The organism is Xanthomonas sp. NCPPB 3569 (genome assembly GCF_041475645.2).
Taxonomy (GTDB): Bacteria; Pseudomonadota; Gammaproteobacteria; order Xanthomonadales; family Xanthomonadaceae; genus Xanthomonas; species Xanthomonas phaseoli.
The window spans coordinates 3,721,258-3,738,924 of record NZ_CM192969.1; the positions used below are offsets into that span (position 1 = coordinate 3,721,258).

The window sequence follows — 17,667 nt, forward strand, 5'->3', positions numbered from 1 at the left end:
CTGCGCTCGGCCTACGCGGCGATGCGGCCGAAGCCACGGTCCAGGTCATCGAACGCGCCACGCTTGCGCAGCACCACCAATTCCAGGGGGTCGAGCACCTGCACCACCACCTGCAATGGCGCGTTGTGCGCCTGCGCCGGCAGCGACGGGCCGGCCAGTTGCTGCAACTTCTGCGCGCGCAGCTGCGGTGCATTGCGCAGGCTGGACGGGCTGGCCTGCAGCACCGTCCGAAACGCGCGCGCCAGCGCCTGCGGGTTGTGATAGCCGACCGCCAATGCCACCTCGGTGACCGAGCGGCCCTGCTCGCCCAGCAGACGCAGCGCATGACTCAGGCGCAACCGCGCGGTGGTCGTCCCCAATGTCTCGCCTGCCAAGGCCCGGTACACGCGATGAAAATGTGGCGGCGATTGATGCGCCAGCGCAGCCAGCGTGGCCAGGTCCGGCAGCGGTTCGCCAGCTCGGATGCTGGCCTGCACATGGGCCACGACGCGCTCGACCGTACGCTGCCGATGGAAGACGACCGAGGTTGCTGCTGGCATGGGCGACTCCTCTGGAAGGCGCTGAGCATCGCGCATACTGGCATTCGGCCCGGTCCCGATCTTGCGCATTTGCGGGACCTGGCCAGGTTGTTCGGGTGTCGCGACCTACAGTGGCCTGCGTCCGTTCGCCAGTCGTCGAGCCACTGTTGACCACGCCCTGGCCTCCAGGCAAAGCAGCGATCCATACCACTCCACGCAGCAGGCGTGCTTGCCCAACTCCCTCGCCATTCGGTTGCACGCAGCCTTCAGCTCGCTTGCAGCGCCAATGCCACCAGCACTGCTGTTTCGCTGACCTCCACCAATGCACCGCAGGTATCGCCGGTCATGCCGCCCAGGCGCTGCAGGCAGGCGCGACGCCACACCACGAACACCACGCCCGCCACCGCACAGGCAAGCAAGCCGCGCAGGAGTCCGGCGGCGAAGGCGCAGGCCAGCCCGAGCAGCAACGACCACTTCAAGACAGCTCGCGCGCTGCCAACCAGGCCACTGCCGAGCCCGCCGGCACGCACGTACGGCGTCGTCAAAAACGCGGCCAACAGCGACGTGCGCGCCAACAGCGGAGCAAGCCACACCATACCCGGCGCCGCGGGCAACAGGGCGGCCAGCGCCGCGCATTTGAGCAGCAAGATCAGCACGACCGCAGTCACCGCCATCGGGCCGCTGGTGGGATCTTTCATGATCGCCAACGTGCGCGCGCGATCGCCCATGCCGCCGACCCAGGCATCGGCCATGTCTGCCAGGCCGTCGATGTGCAAGGCGCCGGTAATCCAGACCCAACTGCTCAGCATCATCGCAGCCGCGAGCAGCGGCGCCGCGTCCCGCAGGCACCACGCCAACGCGCTCACCACTGCGCCGACCAGCAGCCCGACGGCCGGATACCACGGCAGCGAACGCGCATGTGCGCCGGGCCGGGCGAACACCCAGCCGGGCACCGGCAGGCGGGTCAGGAACCCGACCGCGGCAAGCAAGCCGTCGATCATCCGGACCTGGACGCCATGGACACGGCAGTCGGCGTCGCGGCGGCTGGTGGCCAGGCCAGCGGATGCAGCGAGGCGTGCGGCACGGCGATATCGGTCATGCTGCCGAAGGCGCGGGCTTCGACGATGCAGCGCAGCGCGCGAATGGCGCCGCCGTGGGTAACTACCAGCACGCGTTGCGCCGGGTGGCCTGCCACGATGTCGTCCAGTGCCGCAGACAAGCGCATGCAGAAATCGGCAAACGGCTCGGCCTGCGGTGGCGGGTGGCGCAGCGGGTCGGCCCAGAAGCGGCCCAGCGCTTGTCCTTCGTCGCGGTCGATATCGGCCACCGGCACGCCCTGCCAGCGGCCGAAGTGATATTCGCGCAGGCGCGGCTCCAGCTGCAGCGGAATGGCACGCGCTTGGGCCAGTTCGGTAGCGAACAACGCGCAACGTTGTAGCGTGGAGGCGACGACTGCATCCCACACGCCATCGGCCGTGGCCGCACGCAATTGCTGCCAGCCCAGTTCGGTGAGCGGGTCGTCGAGCTGGCCGCGATAGCTGCGTTGCCCCGTGTCGCCATGCCGCAGCAAGGTGATCTGCGCACTCATGCGTCCGACACCCCGGCTTCGGCGAAGGTCGCCATGCCGTTGTGCAGGGCGCAGGCGCTGCGCAGCAGCGGAATCGCCACCGCCGCGCCGCTGGCTTCGCCCAGACGCAGGTCCAGTTGCAGCAGGGGCTCGGCATCCATTGCGCGCAACAGCGCTGCATGTCCACGCTCCTGCGAGCGATGCCCGAACAACAACCACTCGCGCACGCCGGGATTCAGGCGAGTGGCCACCAGTGCCGCCGCCGTGGTGATGAAGCCATCCACCAGCACCGGGATGCCGGCCTGCGCGGCGGCGATATAGGCGCCGACCAGCGCAGCGATTTCGAATCCGCCCAGCCGGCGCAGACGCTCCAGCGGGCTCGATGCATCGGCATGCAGGGCCAGCGCACGCGTGATCACAGTGGCCTTGTGCGCGATGCCTTCGGCATCCAGGCCGGTGCCTGCGCCGGCCATCGCCTGCGGGAACTGCGACAGCAAGGCACAGCCCAGCGCCGCGGCGGCGGTGGTGTTGCCGATGCCCATCTCGCCGCCGACAAACAGCTGGGTATCGCAACTCTTGGCCTGCGCGATGCTGTCGGCACCGGCGGTGAGCGCATCGCGCAGCTGGGTGGCCGTCATCGCCGGCTGCTCGCAGATATTGGCGCTGCTAGGTGCAATCCAGGCACGCCGCACCCGCGGCAGGTCGCCGGGGTCGTTGACCACGCCCAGATTCACCACTTCCAGCCGCGCGCCCAGCTCGCGCGCCAGTACCGCAATGGCGGCGCCACCGCGCGCGAAATTGCGCACCATCTCGCCGGTGACCGCCTGCGGAAACGCCGACACCCCTTCGGCCGCGACGCCATGGTCGGCGGCATACACCGCGATCCAGACCCGCTGCGCTCCGGGCCGTTCGGTGCGTTGCCAGGCCGCCAGCTGCACTGCCAGGTGTTCCAGCCGGCCCAATGCGCCAGGCGGCTTGGTCAGCTGTTCCTGCCGGGCGAGCGCGGCGGAGCGCATGCGCGCATCCGGCACTGCACAGGCACCAAAGATCCAATCGCTACTCACACGCGCTCTCCTTCAACACCATCGGCAACCCTGCCACCACCCACACCACACGCTCGCACTGTAGCGCCAATGCCTGATGCAGCCAGCCAGCCTCGTCCACAAACCGACGCGTGAGTTCGCCCATCGGCACGATGCCCTGCCCCACTTCGTTGCTGACCAGCAGGATCTGCCCCGGCAACTGCGGCAGCGTTGCCAGTAGCGCGTCGCGCTCACGCGCGAACACGTCCGTCTCCGGGTGACCCAGCAGGTTGCTCAGCCACAGGGTCAGGCAATCCACCAGCACGCAGCGATCCGGCGCGGCATGCGCCTGCAGGCTTGCCGCCAGCGCGATGGGCTCTTCCACGCACTGCCAATGCGCTGGGCGTTGGCTGCGGTGATGGGCAATGCGCCGATGCATTTCGTCATCGAAGGCTTGCGCTGTGGCCAGGTAGGTCACTGCGCGCCCGGACGCTGCCGCGATGCGCTCGGCCAACGCGCTCTTGCCCGAACGGGCGCCACCAAGAATCAGTTGCCGCATGCCGGTTCCCTGCTGATGAGGCGTGTCAGTGCCACGGTATCCAGATGCGTGTGCACCGCATCGGCCAGACGCTCCAGGCTGGCTTCGCGCAGCGCGGCAAGATCCAGTGGCGCAGCCTGCGCCAGACCGGCCCATTCCAGCAATGCAGCCAGCGCCTGCGGGTGGTCGAACACGCCATGCACATAGGTACCCAGCACCTGGCCATCGTCGGAGATGGCGCCATCGGTACGCCCATCGTCCAGCTGCAGCAATGGCCGAGCCAGCGCAGCGCCGCTGCTGATGCCGCAGTGGATTTCGTAGCCGCTGACACTGGCATCGCCCAGCAGCAGGCGCCCATGCACGCGATGCAGTTGCTTGTGCGGCTGCAACGTGGTTTGCAGCGACAGCCATCCAAGACCTGGGCTGCTGCCCGCTGCGCCCTCGATGCCATCCGGGTCGTGGAGATGGGTGCCCAGCATCTGCAGTCCACCGCAGATACCAAGCAGTTTTCCGCCGTAGCGCAGGTGACGGGCAATGGCGGTGTCCCACCCGTGCGTGCGCAGCCACTGCAGATCGTGCCGGGTGGACTTGCTGCCCGGCAGCAGGATCAGATCGCACGGCGGCGGCATCTGCGCAGGACCGATCAAGCGCACATCCACCTGCGGATGCGCCAGCAAGGCGTCGACGTCGGTGTGATTGCTGATGCGCGGCAGCACCGGCACCACCACGCGCAATTGCGACTGTGGTTTCTGCGGCGCGTTGCGTGGCACCGCATCTTCGGCATCCAGCTGCAGGCCGTGCAGATACGGAAGGACGCCGAATACCGGCTTGCCCGTTTCGCGCTCCAGCCACGCCAGGCCGGGCTGCAGCAGCGCCAGATCGCCGCGAAACCGGTTGATCACAAAGCCGGCAACGCGTGCGCGCTCGCTGGCCGAGAGCAACGCCAACGTGCCGACCAGATGGGCGAACACGCCGCCGCGGTCGATGTCGGCCACCAGAATGACGGCGCAGTCCACCGCTTCGGCGTAGCCCATGTTGGCGATGTCGTTGGCGCGCAGATTGATCTCGGCCGGGCTGCCGGCACCTTCCACCAGCACCACATCGAAGCGCTCGACCAGGCGCGCGTGCGAGGCCAGCACCGCGTTGAATGCAGTCGCCTTGTAGGCGTGATACCCCACCGCATCCAGCGTGGCGACCGGATGCCCATGCACGATCACCTGCGCACCGGTATCGCTGTTGGGCTTGAGCAACACCGGGTTGAAATCGGTCTGCGGCTCCAGCCCGCATGCCTGTGCCTGCAATGCCTGCGCGCGGCCGATTTCGCCACCGTCCACCGTCACCGCCGAATTCAACGCCATGTTCTGCGGCTTGAATGGCGCCACCGCAATGCCCTGGCGATGCAGCCACCGGCACAGCGCGGCCACCAGCGTGCTCTTGCCTGCATCGGAGGTGCAGCCCTGCACCATCAGCACGCGCGCGCTCATGCCAGCACCTGGCGCAGCGCCACATCCAGGCGCGCTTCGCCCGCGGCATCGGGTGGAAGGCCGAAGCGCAGACTGGACGGTGTGTCGAATAGCCGGGTCAAGATGCCGCGTTGCGCCAGCGCGACGTGCAGTGCAGCTGCGTCGTCGCGCCGGCACCACTGAAAGAACGCCGTGCCCGCGGTAGGTACGATCGAATGCGCATGCAACAGCTGCGCAAGCCGCTGCGATGCCGCGTGCAGGCGCGCCCGTGCCTGCACCTGCCATGGCGTATCGGCCAATGCCTGCTGCACGGCCCACCGCGCCGGGCCGCTGAGCGTCCATGGCCCCAGGCGTTCGCGCAGGGCATCCAGCAGTGCGCGATCTGCACAGACAAAGCCCGCACGTGCGCCTGCCATGCCGAAGAACTTGCCCACCGAGCGCAACACCACCAGACCGGGCCGCTGGGTGAAGGCGCAGACGCTGTGTTGCGGGGTCGCGTCCATGAAGGCCTCGTCGATCACCAGCCACCCGCCGCGTGCTGCAAGCCGCGCATGCAGCTGCAGCAGCGTGTCGGGATCGAAGCGGTCGGCGCATGGATTATTGGGATGAATCAGCACGGCGACATCCAGCGTCTCACCTGCGTGCAGCAATTGCGCGGCGCTCATCGGCACGACCTGATGTCCGGCACGCTGCCATGCCTGCGCATGCTCGGCGTAGCCAGGTGTGAGCACGCCGACGCGGCCGGGCGCACGCAGCAGCGGCAAGACCTGAATCGCCGCCTGCGAACCGGCCACCGGCAGTGCCTGCGGCGCGCGGTAATAGGCAGCCGCGCACGCTGCCAGGCCATCGTCGTCTTCCGGCAAGCGCTGCCACACGTGCTCCGGAATGGCGGGCACCGGCCATGCGAACGGGCTCACGCCGGTGGACAGGTCCAGCCAGTGCGCGAGCGGAATGTCGTAAGCCTGCGCAGCGCGGCGCAGGCGCCCGCCATGTTCAAGCATGACGCGCCCCCGGTGATGGATTGGCGCGATCTGCGCCGGCGTAGACGGCGCGCCGGTGCGTGTTGGTCAAGCGCCGGACCATCCGCATGCCGATCATCGCATCGCCAGCGCGGTGGCCAGCACGCCCAGCAGCAGCCAGAACGCGACACCGGCACGCACCAGCCGCAATGCGCGTTGCACGCTGTTTGCGCTTGCTGCCGTGCCCTCGCCCAGTACGGGGCGGGCCTGCCACTGGCCGTGGTACGGCGCAGGCCCGCCCAATTGGACATGCAGCGCGCCTGCGCCCGCCGCCATCACGGGGCCGGCATTGGGGCTCTTCCAGCCGCGTCCCTGCCGCCACGCGCAGCGCATGCCCGCGCGGGTGCGACCCAGCACCGCGTAGGTCGCTGCGGTCAGCCGCGCTGGCAGCCAGTTCAATGCATCGTCGATGCGCGCCGCAGCCCAGCCGAAGTTGACGTAGCGCGGCGTGCGATAGCCCCACATGGCATCCAGCGTATTGGACAGCCGGTACAACACCGCTCCCGGTGCGCCCAGCGCGACGCCCCAGAACAGCGCGGCGAACACGGCATCGCTGCCGTTTTCCAAGACCGACTCGGTCGCTGCGGCGGCGACCTGGGTCGCGTCCAGTGCGGCCGTCTCGCGGCTGACGATACGGCCCACTGCAGCGCGGGCGGCAGGCAGATCAGTCGCTCGCAGCGCATCGATCACCGCTTGCGCGTGTTCGCCCAGGCTACGCAGGCCCAGCGCCAGATACAGCATGATCGCGGCAAACCCTGCAGCCGCCCAGGGCGACACGCACCACAGCCCCAATTGCACCACTGCAGCGACGCAGGTCAACGGCAACACGCTCACGCACCACGCCAGGACGCCGGCGCTGCGACGGTCGCGGTGCAAGCGCGCTTCGACACGTTGCGCCCAGGTGCCAAACAGCACCAGCGGATGGCCGCGCCGCGCCTCGCCAAGCAGCAAATCCAGGAGCACCGCAGCGGTGGCCGTCACCAGCAGCATGGCGTGCAGTCCCGGCGCATGCCAGCACACATGCCGAGCCAAACAGGGCATTGCACACATTCGCTCACGGCTACAGCTCGATGCCGAGTTGCGCCTTGATGCCGGCATTGAAGGCGTGCTTGACCAGGCGCATCTCGGTCACGGTGTCGGCGACCTCGATCAACCCGGCCGGCGCACCGCGCCCGGTGATCACCACATGCTGGCCGGGCGGCCGCGCGGCCACTGCGGCGAGCACATCATCCAGCGCGATGTAGCCCTTCACCAGGGCGATGTTGAGTTCGTCCAACAGCACGAAGTCGTAGCGCGCATCGGCCAGCATGCCGCGCGCGAGCTGCCAGGCCGCCTGCGCGGCGGCGATGTCGCGTGCGCGGTCCTGGGTTTCCCAGGTGAAGCCTTCGCCCATGACGTGGTAATCGAGCAGATCCGGAAAGCGACGGAAAAACGCTTCTTCGCCGGTCGAAAACGTGCCCTTGATGAATTGCACCACGCCGCAATACAGGCCATGCCCAAGCGAGCGCGCCAGCATGCCGAAGCCGGACGAGCTCTTGCCCTTGCCATTGCCGGTATTGACCAGCAGCACACCGCGGTCGATCACCGCACGTGCGATGCGCCGGTCGACCAGTTCCTTCTTGCGCTGCGCACGTTCGCGGTAATGCGCTTCATCATGCTCGGGGGTGGTCATGCGCGTGCTCCCATGGGTGGACGTGCACCAGCGGCGCGGTGTGCAGCCAACAGGGCGAAGGCCAGGCCGACATAGCCGGCCAGTGTTGCGAGGGCGTGTGGATAGTCCGCCGGCATGTGCGCAATGAACCCGCTCAGCGTGGCATGCGGGTAGCGACCAGACAGGAAATAAAAACCGGCCTTGGACAGCACATAGGCGGTGCTGCCGCTGATCAGCAACGCCAACAGCGGCCGGGTGACACGACGCCAGGCCTGGCGCTGCAGTTGCGATGCAAACAGCAGCCCGCCCCACCACAACACGGCGTACGCCAACGCCAAAGCCCAGTACGCCGGCGACAGGCACCAGTCGCTGCTGCTGCCCGAGGCCAGGCCGATCAGATCCAGCAGCGATACGATCCCGAACAGCAGCGGCAACATCCACAGCGGGCGGAGCAATGCACCGGCCAGAAAAAATACCGCCCATGAGGCCGTGGGCAACGCACCCGCATGCGCAAAATGCTCGCCGCGCGCACAGACCATCAAGCCGGCAAGTGCGATGCCGCATGCTCTGGCCGCACTGCCGTGCAACGGCAACGGTGTCGCTGCAGCGCGCCGCGCCATCATCACGACACTTCCGATGGCGTGGAGAACGGCGTTGCGGCGCGCAGATGACGCCAGCGCAGCACGCACCATGCAGCTGCCAGCACCACCGCCAGATACAGCGCTGTCGTGCGCACGAACAGCGGCCCCCACTGCCAGGCGCGCTGCAGATACTGCGCCCAGTGCGGGTCGGTGTAGCGTCCGCCCCACCAGTAGAACGCGCCATTGGAGATCAAGAACGACAGCACGGCGGCCAAGGTACCCAGACCCCAGGCGATGCTCAGCGACGCGGCACTTGCGCGCACACGTGCGTGATACGCGCGCCCGGCGTACCACAGCACGCCATAGGCCACCGGCAAGGCCGCGTAGGCCGCGGTGATGCAGAAGTCGCTGACGCCGGCCAGGCGCACCGCAGCCCAATCGATCGCCACCGACAACCCCAGCAAGGCAACGAAGTAGCCGTGCCGCCGCAATGCCAGGCCGCCGAGAAAGAAGACGGCCATGGATGCATCCGGCAGGTGCAGCCAGTCACTGACATGATGGAAGCGGGTCGCCGTCATCAGCAGCATTAAAGCGATGAACACCAGGCGTTCGGAAGAGCGGGACAACGGCGGCATCGATGGTCTCCTTCAGATTTTCGATCGCCACACGGATGGCGCAACAGACATCTGGCAAATGATCGCCCCTGCAAACCGTAGCGATCCTCGCATTCAGCGGCAAGCGCCGACTGCCCGGCCCAAGCTGCGCGTCGCCGGGGTCGGCGGCGCGCTTGGACCGGCTAACAACATGGTGCGTGCAATCGTCAGCTAAATGCGGACAGCGGGAGCAAATGCGGGATCCGCCTGGCCCATGCAGATCCAGGGCACCGCCCGCGACCAACCGGGGGCTGCGCGGCCGTATTGTCGGCTGCTCTCAGTGCGCCGGCTGGTAGCGGAAGGTCAGCAGATAATTGCGGCCTGGCTGGGCATACCAGCGTGCGGTTTCGTATTGGCGGTCGAACACATTGTTGGCGGCAAATTGCACCTTCCAGTCCGCGTTCACTGCATAACTCACGCGCAGATCCAGCAAGCCGTAGCCGGCCAGGCGATCGGTATTGGCCAGATCGTCGTAGCGCGCACCCGATCCGAACAGGCTTGCGCCAATGCCGAATGCACCGATGCTGCGGTCGGCATCGATCCGCCCGCTCTGGCGCGCACGCCGCGGCAGCCAGTTGCCATGATTGATCTCGCCATCGGCCTGCGGGGCAAGCCAGGTCAACGCGCTGCGCACGGTCCAGCCGGCCAGTTCAGTGTCGTAGCCCGCTTCCACGCCGCGGATGCGCGCCCGATCGATATTGTTCGGCTGCCCGAACGGATGCGTTGCATCCACCAACGAGGCGTCGTAGGCGATGAGGTCGTCGATACGGGTCTGGAACGCGCTGAGCGTCCAGGTGCCCCAGTCGTAGCGACCGCGCAGACCGAGCTCGGCACTCTTGGAGGTTTCCGGCCCGAGCAGCGGGTTTCCGTAATCGGGGTAATACAACTCGTTGAAGGTGGGTGCCTTGAACGCGGTGCCGTAGCTGGCCGTCAGGCGCAGATGCTCGGCAACATCCCACCCCCACAGCAGGCTGCCAGTGGTCTTGCCGCCGAACTGGCTGTTGTCGTTGCGGCGCAGGCTGGCTTGCAGCGATTGGCGGCCAAACGTCTGCTGCCATTGCGCAAATGCGGCGCGGTCGATGCGGCTGTCGGCATAGTAATTGTCGCTGCTGGCGATGGCGTCGCGCTGCCAATCGAAGCCGACCGTGAGCAGACCGGCGCCGGTATCGAGATCGGCCTGCAACGCACCCTGCTTGCGGCGGGTATCGTAGGTCGACAGGTAGGCGCCTTGGTAATACGCATCGCTCAGATCGGCGCTGCTGCCCACGCTGGCAGTGAGCTTGAGCGCCTCGCTCGGCGCGTAACGCACGCGGCCGCCGATGGCCTGCTGCACGCCCTTGCTCAGATTGCCGCCGAAGGCCGAGCCGTCGTATGCGTTGCGGCTCTGCGCGCGCACTGCATGCACATCGGCATCCCACTGGCGATTGAATCGCCAGCCGCCCTGCGCGCTCAACGAATCGTTGCGATAGCCGTCGCGGTCAGGGTCATAGGCGCTGGAGCTGGTATCCAGATACGCGTTGATCCCGTCGGTTTCGTCGTGCACGGCGTTCACCGAATACCAACCACCGGCATCGCTCAGATCGCCCGGGCTGCGCCCGGCAATGCCCGCCCCATAGCGGCGCGCGTTGTCGCTGCCAGCCGCCACGCTCAAGCTCGGCACGAAACTGCCTTGCGGGCGTCGGGTGAAGATCTGGATCACACCGCCTAGCGCTTCGGAACCATACAGGCTGGAAAACGGGCCACGCACGATTTCGATGCGTTCGATCTGCTCGATCGGCACATCCTGCAGCGCCGCACCGCCAGCGGTGGCCGAGCCGATGCGCACGCCATCGATCAGCACCACCACCTGGTCGGCCTCGGTACCGCGCAGGAACAGCGAGGTCGCCTTGCCGGGTCCGCCGTTGTTGGCCAGCGACACGCCCGCTTCGCCGCGCAACAGGTCCTGCAGGGAATTGACCTGACGACGCTCGATCTGCGCACGGTCGATCACCGTGACCGGTGCCAGGGTCTGGTCCTGGGTCTGGGCGGTCCGCGAGGCGGTAACCACGACTTGGTCCAGATCGATGGCGGCCTCGGCCTGGGCCGCACTGGCAACGCACAACGACAGCCCCACGGCGAGCACTGCACGACGCGGCGAAACGGAAGAAAGGGACATCAACTGCTGCTCCTGGAACCGCGCCAACCCGCGCGTGGGCAATCGGGCGGCAAGCAGCAACGGGCCAGGCGTCCGGCGCGCAGCGTCAGACGAGCAAGGCCACGCCCACCGCGTGCCGGGTCAATCCCTCAGGCCGGTCTCCGGGCTCGCGAGTGGAAGCTGGCGCTTCCGATGCCGCGCCTTCCCATGCGACTGCACAGTGGCGTATTGCGGCATCTGGACCTCGCCCACCGTTGCGGGGGCAGCTCCGGAATTGCGCCTGGCCCAAGGCGACGCGCGCACCGGATTCCCGTTTAAACCACCGGCCAACCGGCAGTCACCTCAGGGGCGCGCATGGTAGCAGGCGCCTCCCAGGTCTGCGACTACCGGCCAAGCCCGGCGCGTCGCCACGCGCCCTCAGCGGCGACGCATCGTCTACTGGCTTTCTCCTACCGGGACATTGCCCCTCCTTCATGGAGAGAAGCTGGCGCGCAGCGGCGGATGCGTGTAAGGGCGTAGCAAATGCGCGCTGCCTGCTCCGGTAGCGCAAGGGACGGGCAGCAACGGGCACGGCGACCGTCATCGCACTTATGCCGGAAGCGCGACTGCGTAAACCGCTTCGTCCGGCAGCAACGCGCTTGCTGCGGAAAGATCGTCGGCACACACAAGCGCGTGAATACGATGCGCCAGCGACGTCACGTCGGTGATCCGCCAAATCCACTCGCTCACATACAACTGGACGGCCTCCTGGCCGAGTCCGATCTGGATGGCGCGATGCGGCAGCGGCCGCTGCGACAGATCGCGCTCAGGATCCCACTGAATCCGCACCGGGGAACGGCTCTTGCGTTGCTCCCATTCTTCATGACGCATGCCGGGGTCGGGATGGCTTGGGCAGCTGTGCGCCAACGCCCACTCAAAGCCTTCGCGCGTCATGTCGATGGCGAGAATGCGCCTCTGGCCTTCGTCCTTATAGCCCCAGCCGGCGCGGTACATCATCCAAAGGAACGACGGCTTGACCCACGTCATCCGCTCCATCTTGAATGGCGGACTTACGAACCTTTGATGCTTCAGCGCGCTATCGGCAATGACGTCCGAATACGCCTGGTAGACCCGGATCGTCTTGTCGTCGTAGACCGCACGAATTTGTCGCGTTGGAACAGATGTCGTCATGACCTCGCTCGTGGTGTCACCCGCAATGCATGACATCTCGCAGATCGCCCCACATGCCGCGGAACGATCTGCACTCATGCGTACTCAGTCCTTGGTAAACACCAGCCGCCCGCCGTCTGCGCGCACGCGCACGCTATCGCCGCTGAGATACTGGCCGGACAGGATCTGCTGCGCCAGCGGGTTCTCCACCTGCGACTGGATCGCACGCTTGAGTGGGCGCGCGCCGTACACCGGGTCGAAGCCGACACTGCCCAGCACCTCCAGCGCGGTATCGTCCAGGTCCAGCTTGAGGCCGCGCTCGGCCAGGCGTTTTTCCAGGCCTTGCAACTGGATGCGCGCAATCGACTTGATCTGCGCCTTGTCCAGCGGATGGAACACCACGATGTCGTCCAGCCGGTTGATGAACTCCGGGCGGAAGTGCGCCTGCACGACGCCCATCACCGCGGCCTTCATTTGCGTATAGGCCTCGGCACTATCGTCGCCGGACAGCTCCTGGATCTGGTGCGAGCCCAGGTTGGAGGTCATCACGATGACGGTGTTGCGGAAGTCCACGGTGCGGCCCTGGCCATCGGTCAGGCGGCCATCGTCGAGCACCTGCAGCAGGATGTTGAACACATCCGGATGCGCCTTTTCCACTTCGTCCAGCAGGATCAGCGAATACGGACGACGACGCACGGCCTCGGTGAGATAACCGCCCTCTTCATAGCCCACATAGCCCGGAGGCGCACCGATCAGGCGCGCAACCGAGTGCTTCTCCATGAACTCGCTCATGTCGATGCGAATCATCGCCTCGGTGCTGTCGAAAAGGAAATCGGCCAGCGCCTTGCACAGCTCGGTCTTGCCCACGCCGGTGGGACCCAAGAACAGGAACGAGCCGCTGGGGCGATTGGGATCGGACAGCCCGGCGCGCGAACGCCGCACCGCGTCGGAGACGACCTTGATCGCCTCGTTCTGACCGACCACGCGATGATGCAGCTCCTCTTCCATGCGCAACAACTTGTCGCGCTCGCCTTCGAGCATCTTGTTGACCGGAATGCCGGTCCAGCGCGACACCACTTCGGCGATCTCCTCGGCGGTCACGCGGTCCTGCACCAGCTTGAAGTCGTGGTGCTCCACTTCGTTGGCCAGCAGCATCTGCTTTTCCAGCTGCGGCAGCACGCCGTACTGGATCTCGCTCATCTTGGCGTAGTCCTGGCGGCGCTGTGCGGCCTCCAGTTCCAGCTTGGCGTGCTCGATCTGCTCCTTGATCTTGGTGGTGCCCTGCAGCGCCGCTTTTTCCGACTTCCACACTTCATTGAGGTCGGAGAACTCGCGTTCGAGCTTGTCGATATCGCTTTCCAGATCGGCCAGGCGCTGCCGCGAGGCCTCGTCCTTTTCCTTCTTGAGCATCTCGCGCTGGATCTTGAGCTGGGTCAGTCGGCGCTCCAGGCGGTCGAGTTCCTCCGGCTTGGAGTCGATCTCCATGCGGATGCGCGAGGCGGCTTCGTCCATCAGGTCGATGGCCTTGTCCGGCAGCTGGCGGTCGGTGATGTAGCGGTTGGACAGCGTGGCGGCAGCCACGATCGCCGGGTCGGTGATCTCCACGCCGTGATGCACCGCATAGCGCTCCTTCAAACCGCGCAGGATCGCGATGGTGTCTTCCACCGTCGGCTCGCCCACGAACACCTTCTGGAAACGGCGTTCCAATGCCGCGTCTTTTTCGATGTACTTGCGGTATTCGTCCAGCGTGGTGGCGCCGATGCAATGCAGCTCGCCGCGCGCCAGCGCCGGCTTGAGCATGTTGCCGGCATCCATCGCGCCGTCGGCCTTGCCCGCGCCGACCATGGTGTGCAGCTCATCGATGAACAGGATGATCTGGCCTTCGTTTTTCGACAGGTCGCTGAGCACCGCCTTCAGGCGCTCTTCGAACTCGCCGCGGAACTTGGCGCCGGCGATCAGCGCGCCCATGTCCAGCGACAGCACGCGCTTGCCGCGCAGGCCTTCGGGCACTTCGCCGTTGATGATGCGCTGGGCCAGGCCTTCGACAATGGCGGTCTTGCCCACGCCGGGTTCACCGATCAGCACCGGGTTGTTCTTGGTGCGCCGCTGCAGCACCTGGATGGTGCGGCGGATTTCTTCGTCGCGGCCGATCACCGGATCGAGCCTGCCGCTCTCGGCGCGCGCGGTCAGGTCGATGGTGTATTTCTCCAGCGCCTGGCGCTGTTCCTCGGCGTTTTCAGACTGCACGGTTTCGCCGCCACGCAGCTTGTCGATGGCCGCCTCGATCTTCTTCTTGTCGCCACCGGCCGCGCGCAACGCCACGCCCAGCGGGCTGGCATCGTCGGCAGCGGCCAGCACGAACCATTCGCTGGCGATGAACGCGTCGCCATGTTGCTGGGCGAGCTTGTCGGTCTGGTTGAGCAGGCGATTGAGGTCGTTGCCGATCGACAGGTTGCCTTCCTGCCCGGACACCTTGGGCAGCGTGTCCAGCGCCTCGCCCAGGCGCTCGCGCAGCAGCGGCACGTTGACGCCGGCCTGCGACAGCAGCGGACGCGTACTGCCGCCGCTCTGGTCGAGCAGAGCGGCCAGCACGTGCACCGGCTCGATGATGTTGTGGTCGCGGCCCACGGCCAGCGACTGCGCGTCGGCCAGCGCCTGCTGGAACCGCGAGGTGAGCTTGTCCATCCGCATGGGTGATCCTCTGAACAGGTGGCCGGCAGCGCCGGCGATACCGTGCAGATGCGGTTGGCGAGCGAGGTTTCAAGGTTTGCCGGTGCTGGAGATGGACACTGGCAGACCGCTGCCGCCCCAGGCGGGCTGGGCGAAGGCTTCTGGGCAGGCGGACTTGCGTTGCAACTGCGTAGCGTGCAGCAGCGTCGCAGCGAGTGGCAGCCGCTCCGGGCATGGCCCAGCTACGTTTGGCGATGCATGGCCCGCGACTGACGCATGGACGGTCGCCCAACAGGCCGGGATCCACGCGCACCGGCCTGCAAGCACCCCCAGGCTCCGGCACTTGCGCCGCCATTAGCCGACCCCGCAGCGCCCGCACCTGGAACGCGCTGCGCAACCGCGCATGAGTGGCGATAATGCGCCGATGGACGCTCCCAAGCCCTGGCACCTCTACCTACTGCTCTGTCGCAACGGCAGCTATTACGCCGGCATTACCAACGATCTGGAGCGGCGCTTCCAGGCCCATCTGCGTGGCACCGGTGCGCGTTACACGCGCGCCAACCCGCCCGTGCAGCTGCTCGCCAGCCACCGTTATCCGGACCGCGCCAGCGCTTCGCGCGCCGAATGCGCGCTCAAGCGCCAGCCACGTGCGCGCAAGCTCGCCTGGCTGCAGGCGCAACCGAACGATGCGGAGTCACGACCTGCTGACGCATCGATCACGCCCATCTAGCCATCGTTTTCCTACGCTGCAGCGCCCTACAGGCGAAGCCGACCATGCATTATCAGCTCTACTACTGGACCGGCCTGCAAGGCCGCGGCGAGTTCGTGCGACTGGCACTGGAAGACGCTGGCGCGGCGTATACCGATGTCGCCCGCATCCAGGGCGACGAGGCCATGACGGCGTTTTTGCAAGGCGAGCAGGTCGGCGCGCAGCCGTTCGCACCACCCTTTCTCAAAGCCGGCGACGTCGTGGTGGCGCAGGTCGCGGCGATCCTGCACTTCATCGGGCCACAGCTGCAATTGGTGCCCGATTCGGAACCACAGCGCCTGCAGGCGCTGCAATTGCAGCTGACCATCGCCGATCTGGTGGCCGAGGTACACGACACGCACCACCCGATCGCAACCGGACTGTATTACGAAGACCAGCAAGCCGAAGCGGCCAAGCGTGCGCAGGACTTGCGTGAAAACCGCCTGCCCAAGTTCCTGGGCTATTTCGAACACGTGCTGCAACAGGCTGGCGGCACGCATGTGCTCGGCACGCATTCGTATGTGGACCTGTCGTTGTTCCAGCTGGTTAGCGGCCTGGAGTACATGTTCCCCAGGCGCATGGCGACGCTGGCAAACAACTTGCGCGGGCTGAAGGCGCTGCAGCAGCACGTGGCCCGGCGGCCGCGTGTCGCGAGCTATCTGGCGTCCGAACGACGGGTGGCCTTCAACACTAATGGCATCTTCCGCCATTACCCGGAGCTGGACGCGGCATAGGCAGCGGCGACGGGTCGGTGCGGCCGGTCGCAATAGGCTGGCCCGCATGCGGGCGCGCCGCAGGCCGTTGATTGCTGCTCTCGATCACCCAGCCAAGCCACCTGATCCTAACGAGGTGTGCAGCGTTACGTCATGTACATCCGCACTCACCCGGGTGCGAACGCCGCACGGTCCCCCGACATGCGGCCTTCACCCCGGGGGTGGGAAACCAAGGGCCTCAGCGCCCCGGCAGCAGGGCCGCGCGAATCCGCTGCAGTTGCGCTTTGACTGCAGCCGCTTGCGTCGGCCCCAGCCGCAGCAGCGCCTTCTGCCCCACCGACAGCGATTCCAGCGATGGCTCGACGAAGCGGTAGCGGCCACGCTCGTCGCGTTGCACGCCGATCGGCTGTTTCGGCTCGGGCGTACGCAGCAAGTGGTCGATCACATCGATGACGCGGTCATTGAAGTAACGATCCGGCGCGCCCAGGTCCGCATACGCCTGCTGAAACAGTGGATAGAAGCGCACATAGCTGCGCGCCATGGCCTGCGCATCCACACGGGTGAATGCGGCCACGTACGGTGCATAACGCGCCGCATTGGCCTCATCGAGGACCTGATGATCGCCTGCCCCGGCCACCTGCAATTCTCCAGGCACTGGCTGCAGCACCAAGGCGCGGCGGCTGATGCTGGGTTGGGTGAGGTTGTCGATCATGACCACCACGCGTTCGATCAGGTGCTTGCGCAACACGATCGACAATGCGTCGTCGTCCTGCACCAACGCCCGCAGCGATTGCCACGCGGCATCGTCGCTTTGCGCCAACGCAGGAATCGCCGCATCGGCAGCGTCGGCCGACGCCGCCGGCACCGGATGACGTGGTTCGCTACTGGCCGGTGTCGGCTGTGGGCTGACCGCGGCGGCCACAGCACTGGCGGTGCGGCTGATGGGTGCAGGCAAGGTGCCCTGCGGGTCGGGCGGGCCGCTGAACAGCCACCACGCGGCGCCAGCGATCAAAGGGACCGCCAACAACCACGGCCAGCGCGAGGATTTGCTTTGCATCGTGGAACTCCTGACATCGACAACATCCAGTGTGTGACCGTGGGATGCTTCGGTGGTTCCATCGATTGACGGTGTCGCGCGTTTAGCCGCTTGAAGTGAGGCGTAGCGCGATAGCTCGCGGCTTCCGGAAAACGCTAGCGGCCGGCTTGCCGGCTGTGTGTGGGACGTCCTACCGATCGAGCAG

The 17,667-nt window shown here is 66.7% G+C and carries 18 protein-coding genes and 1 riboswitch; of the genes, 3 read left to right on the forward strand and 15 right to left on the reverse strand.

Features of this window, described 5'->3' with window-relative positions:
* Positions 1-11 precede the first annotated feature (11 nt).
* The 11 genes from ACCQ03_RS16105 to ACCQ03_RS16155 form a co-directional block, all read right to left on the reverse strand.
* Positions 12-539: a helix-turn-helix domain-containing protein gene (locus ACCQ03_RS16105; RefSeq protein ID WP_244664170.1), complete on the reverse strand. Its 528-nt coding sequence runs from the start codon at positions 537-539 to the stop codon at positions 12-14.
* A gap of 245 nt (positions 540-784) precedes the next feature.
* Positions 785-1,519 (reverse strand): adenosylcobinamide-GDP ribazoletransferase, encoded by a 735-nt coding sequence (locus ACCQ03_RS16110; protein WP_057677802.1) that lies wholly within the window; start codon positions 1,517-1,519, stop codon positions 785-787.
* A complete protein-coding gene (locus ACCQ03_RS16115; RefSeq protein WP_057677801.1) occupies positions 1,516-2,106 on the reverse strand; it encodes a histidine phosphatase family protein in 591 nt (196 codons plus the stop codon). The genes ACCQ03_RS16110 and ACCQ03_RS16115 overlap by 4 nt, the downstream gene beginning before the upstream one ends.
* A complete protein-coding gene (gene cobT, locus ACCQ03_RS16120) occupies positions 2,103-3,149 on the reverse strand; it encodes a nicotinate-nucleotide--dimethylbenzimidazole phosphoribosyltransferase (RefSeq protein ID WP_057677800.1) in 1,047 nt (348 codons plus the stop codon). The genes ACCQ03_RS16115 and cobT overlap by 4 nt, the downstream gene beginning before the upstream one ends.
* Entirely contained in the window at positions 3,142-3,666 is a 525-nt protein-coding gene (gene cobU / locus ACCQ03_RS16125) for a bifunctional adenosylcobinamide kinase/adenosylcobinamide-phosphate guanylyltransferase (RefSeq protein ID WP_057677799.1), read from the reverse strand. The genes cobT and cobU overlap by 8 nt, the downstream gene beginning before the upstream one ends.
* Positions 3,654-5,129, reverse strand: a complete 1,476-nt coding sequence (locus ACCQ03_RS16130) for a cobyric acid synthase (RefSeq protein WP_057677798.1) — start codon at positions 5,127-5,129, stop codon at positions 3,654-3,656. The genes cobU and ACCQ03_RS16130 overlap by 13 nt, the downstream gene beginning before the upstream one ends.
* Entirely contained in the window at positions 5,126-6,109 is a 984-nt protein-coding gene (gene cobD, locus ACCQ03_RS16135) for a threonine-phosphate decarboxylase CobD (protein WP_057677797.1), read from the reverse strand. The genes ACCQ03_RS16130 and cobD overlap by 4 nt, the downstream gene beginning before the upstream one ends.
* A 93-nt stretch (positions 6,110-6,202) precedes the next feature.
* A complete protein-coding gene (gene cbiB, locus ACCQ03_RS16140; protein ID WP_209225636.1) occupies positions 6,203-7,117 on the reverse strand; it encodes an adenosylcobinamide-phosphate synthase CbiB in 915 nt (304 codons plus the stop codon).
* 70 nt (positions 7,118-7,187) lie between these two features.
* Complete coding sequence (gene cobO / locus ACCQ03_RS16145) at positions 7,188-7,799, reverse strand: cob(I)yrinic acid a,c-diamide adenosyltransferase (protein WP_057677795.1); 612 nt, start codon at positions 7,797-7,799, stop codon at positions 7,188-7,190.
* Complete coding sequence (locus ACCQ03_RS16150; protein WP_209225596.1) at positions 7,796-8,401, reverse strand: hypothetical protein; 606 nt, start codon at positions 8,399-8,401, stop codon at positions 7,796-7,798. Before ACCQ03_RS16150 ends, cobO begins: the two co-directional genes overlap by 4 nt.
* Positions 8,401-8,994, reverse strand: a complete 594-nt coding sequence (locus tag ACCQ03_RS16155) for a hypothetical protein (RefSeq protein WP_057677793.1) — start codon at positions 8,992-8,994, stop codon at positions 8,401-8,403. The genes ACCQ03_RS16150 and ACCQ03_RS16155 overlap by 1 nt, the downstream gene beginning before the upstream one ends.
* Here ACCQ03_RS16155 and ACCQ03_RS16160 point away from each other — a divergent pair.
* Positions 8,954-9,187, forward strand: coding sequence for a hypothetical protein (locus ACCQ03_RS16160; RefSeq protein WP_139790915.1), 234 nt, complete (start codon positions 8,954-8,956; stop codon positions 9,185-9,187). The genes ACCQ03_RS16155 and ACCQ03_RS16160 overlap by 41 nt on opposite strands.
* A 102-nt stretch (positions 9,188-9,289) precedes the next feature.
* Here ACCQ03_RS16160 and btuB read toward each other — a convergent pair whose 3' ends face one another.
* The 3 genes from btuB to clpB form a co-directional block, all read right to left on the reverse strand.
* Positions 9,290-11,167 (reverse strand): TonB-dependent vitamin B12 receptor, encoded by a 1,878-nt coding sequence (gene btuB / locus ACCQ03_RS16165; RefSeq protein ID WP_244664169.1) that lies wholly within the window; start codon positions 11,165-11,167, stop codon positions 9,290-9,292.
* A 114-nt stretch (positions 11,168-11,281) separates the two neighbouring features.
* Positions 11,282-11,506, reverse strand: a riboswitch (cobalamin riboswitch).
* Positions 11,507-11,734: 228 nt separating this feature from the next.
* Positions 11,735-12,316, reverse strand: coding sequence for a DUF4291 domain-containing protein (locus tag ACCQ03_RS16170; protein WP_057677809.1), 582 nt, complete (start codon positions 12,314-12,316; stop codon positions 11,735-11,737).
* Between the two features lie 84 nt (positions 12,317-12,400).
* Complete coding sequence (gene clpB, locus ACCQ03_RS16175) at positions 12,401-14,986, reverse strand: ATP-dependent chaperone ClpB (protein ID WP_057677792.1); 2,586 nt, start codon at positions 14,984-14,986, stop codon at positions 12,401-12,403.
* 382 nt (positions 14,987-15,368) lie between these two features.
* Between clpB and ACCQ03_RS16180 the strand changes: the two genes are divergently transcribed.
* Both ACCQ03_RS16180 and ACCQ03_RS16185 read left to right on the forward strand, forming a co-directional pair.
* Entirely contained in the window at positions 15,369-15,695 is a 327-nt protein-coding gene (locus tag ACCQ03_RS16180) for a GIY-YIG nuclease family protein (protein ID WP_017156987.1), read from the forward strand.
* 44 nt (positions 15,696-15,739) lie between these two features.
* Positions 15,740-16,447: a glutathione S-transferase gene (locus ACCQ03_RS16185; RefSeq protein ID WP_017156986.1), complete on the forward strand. Its 708-nt coding sequence runs from the start codon at positions 15,740-15,742 to the stop codon at positions 16,445-16,447.
* Positions 16,448-16,664: 217 nt separating this feature from the next.
* On the opposite strand, the gene ACCQ03_RS16190 is transcribed toward ACCQ03_RS16185, so the two are convergent.
* On the reverse strand, positions 16,665-17,483 hold the full coding sequence (locus ACCQ03_RS16190) for a DUF3014 domain-containing protein (protein ID WP_209225601.1): 819 nt from the start codon (positions 17,481-17,483) through the stop codon (positions 16,665-16,667).
* Between the last annotated feature and the right edge of the window lie 184 nt (positions 17,484-17,667).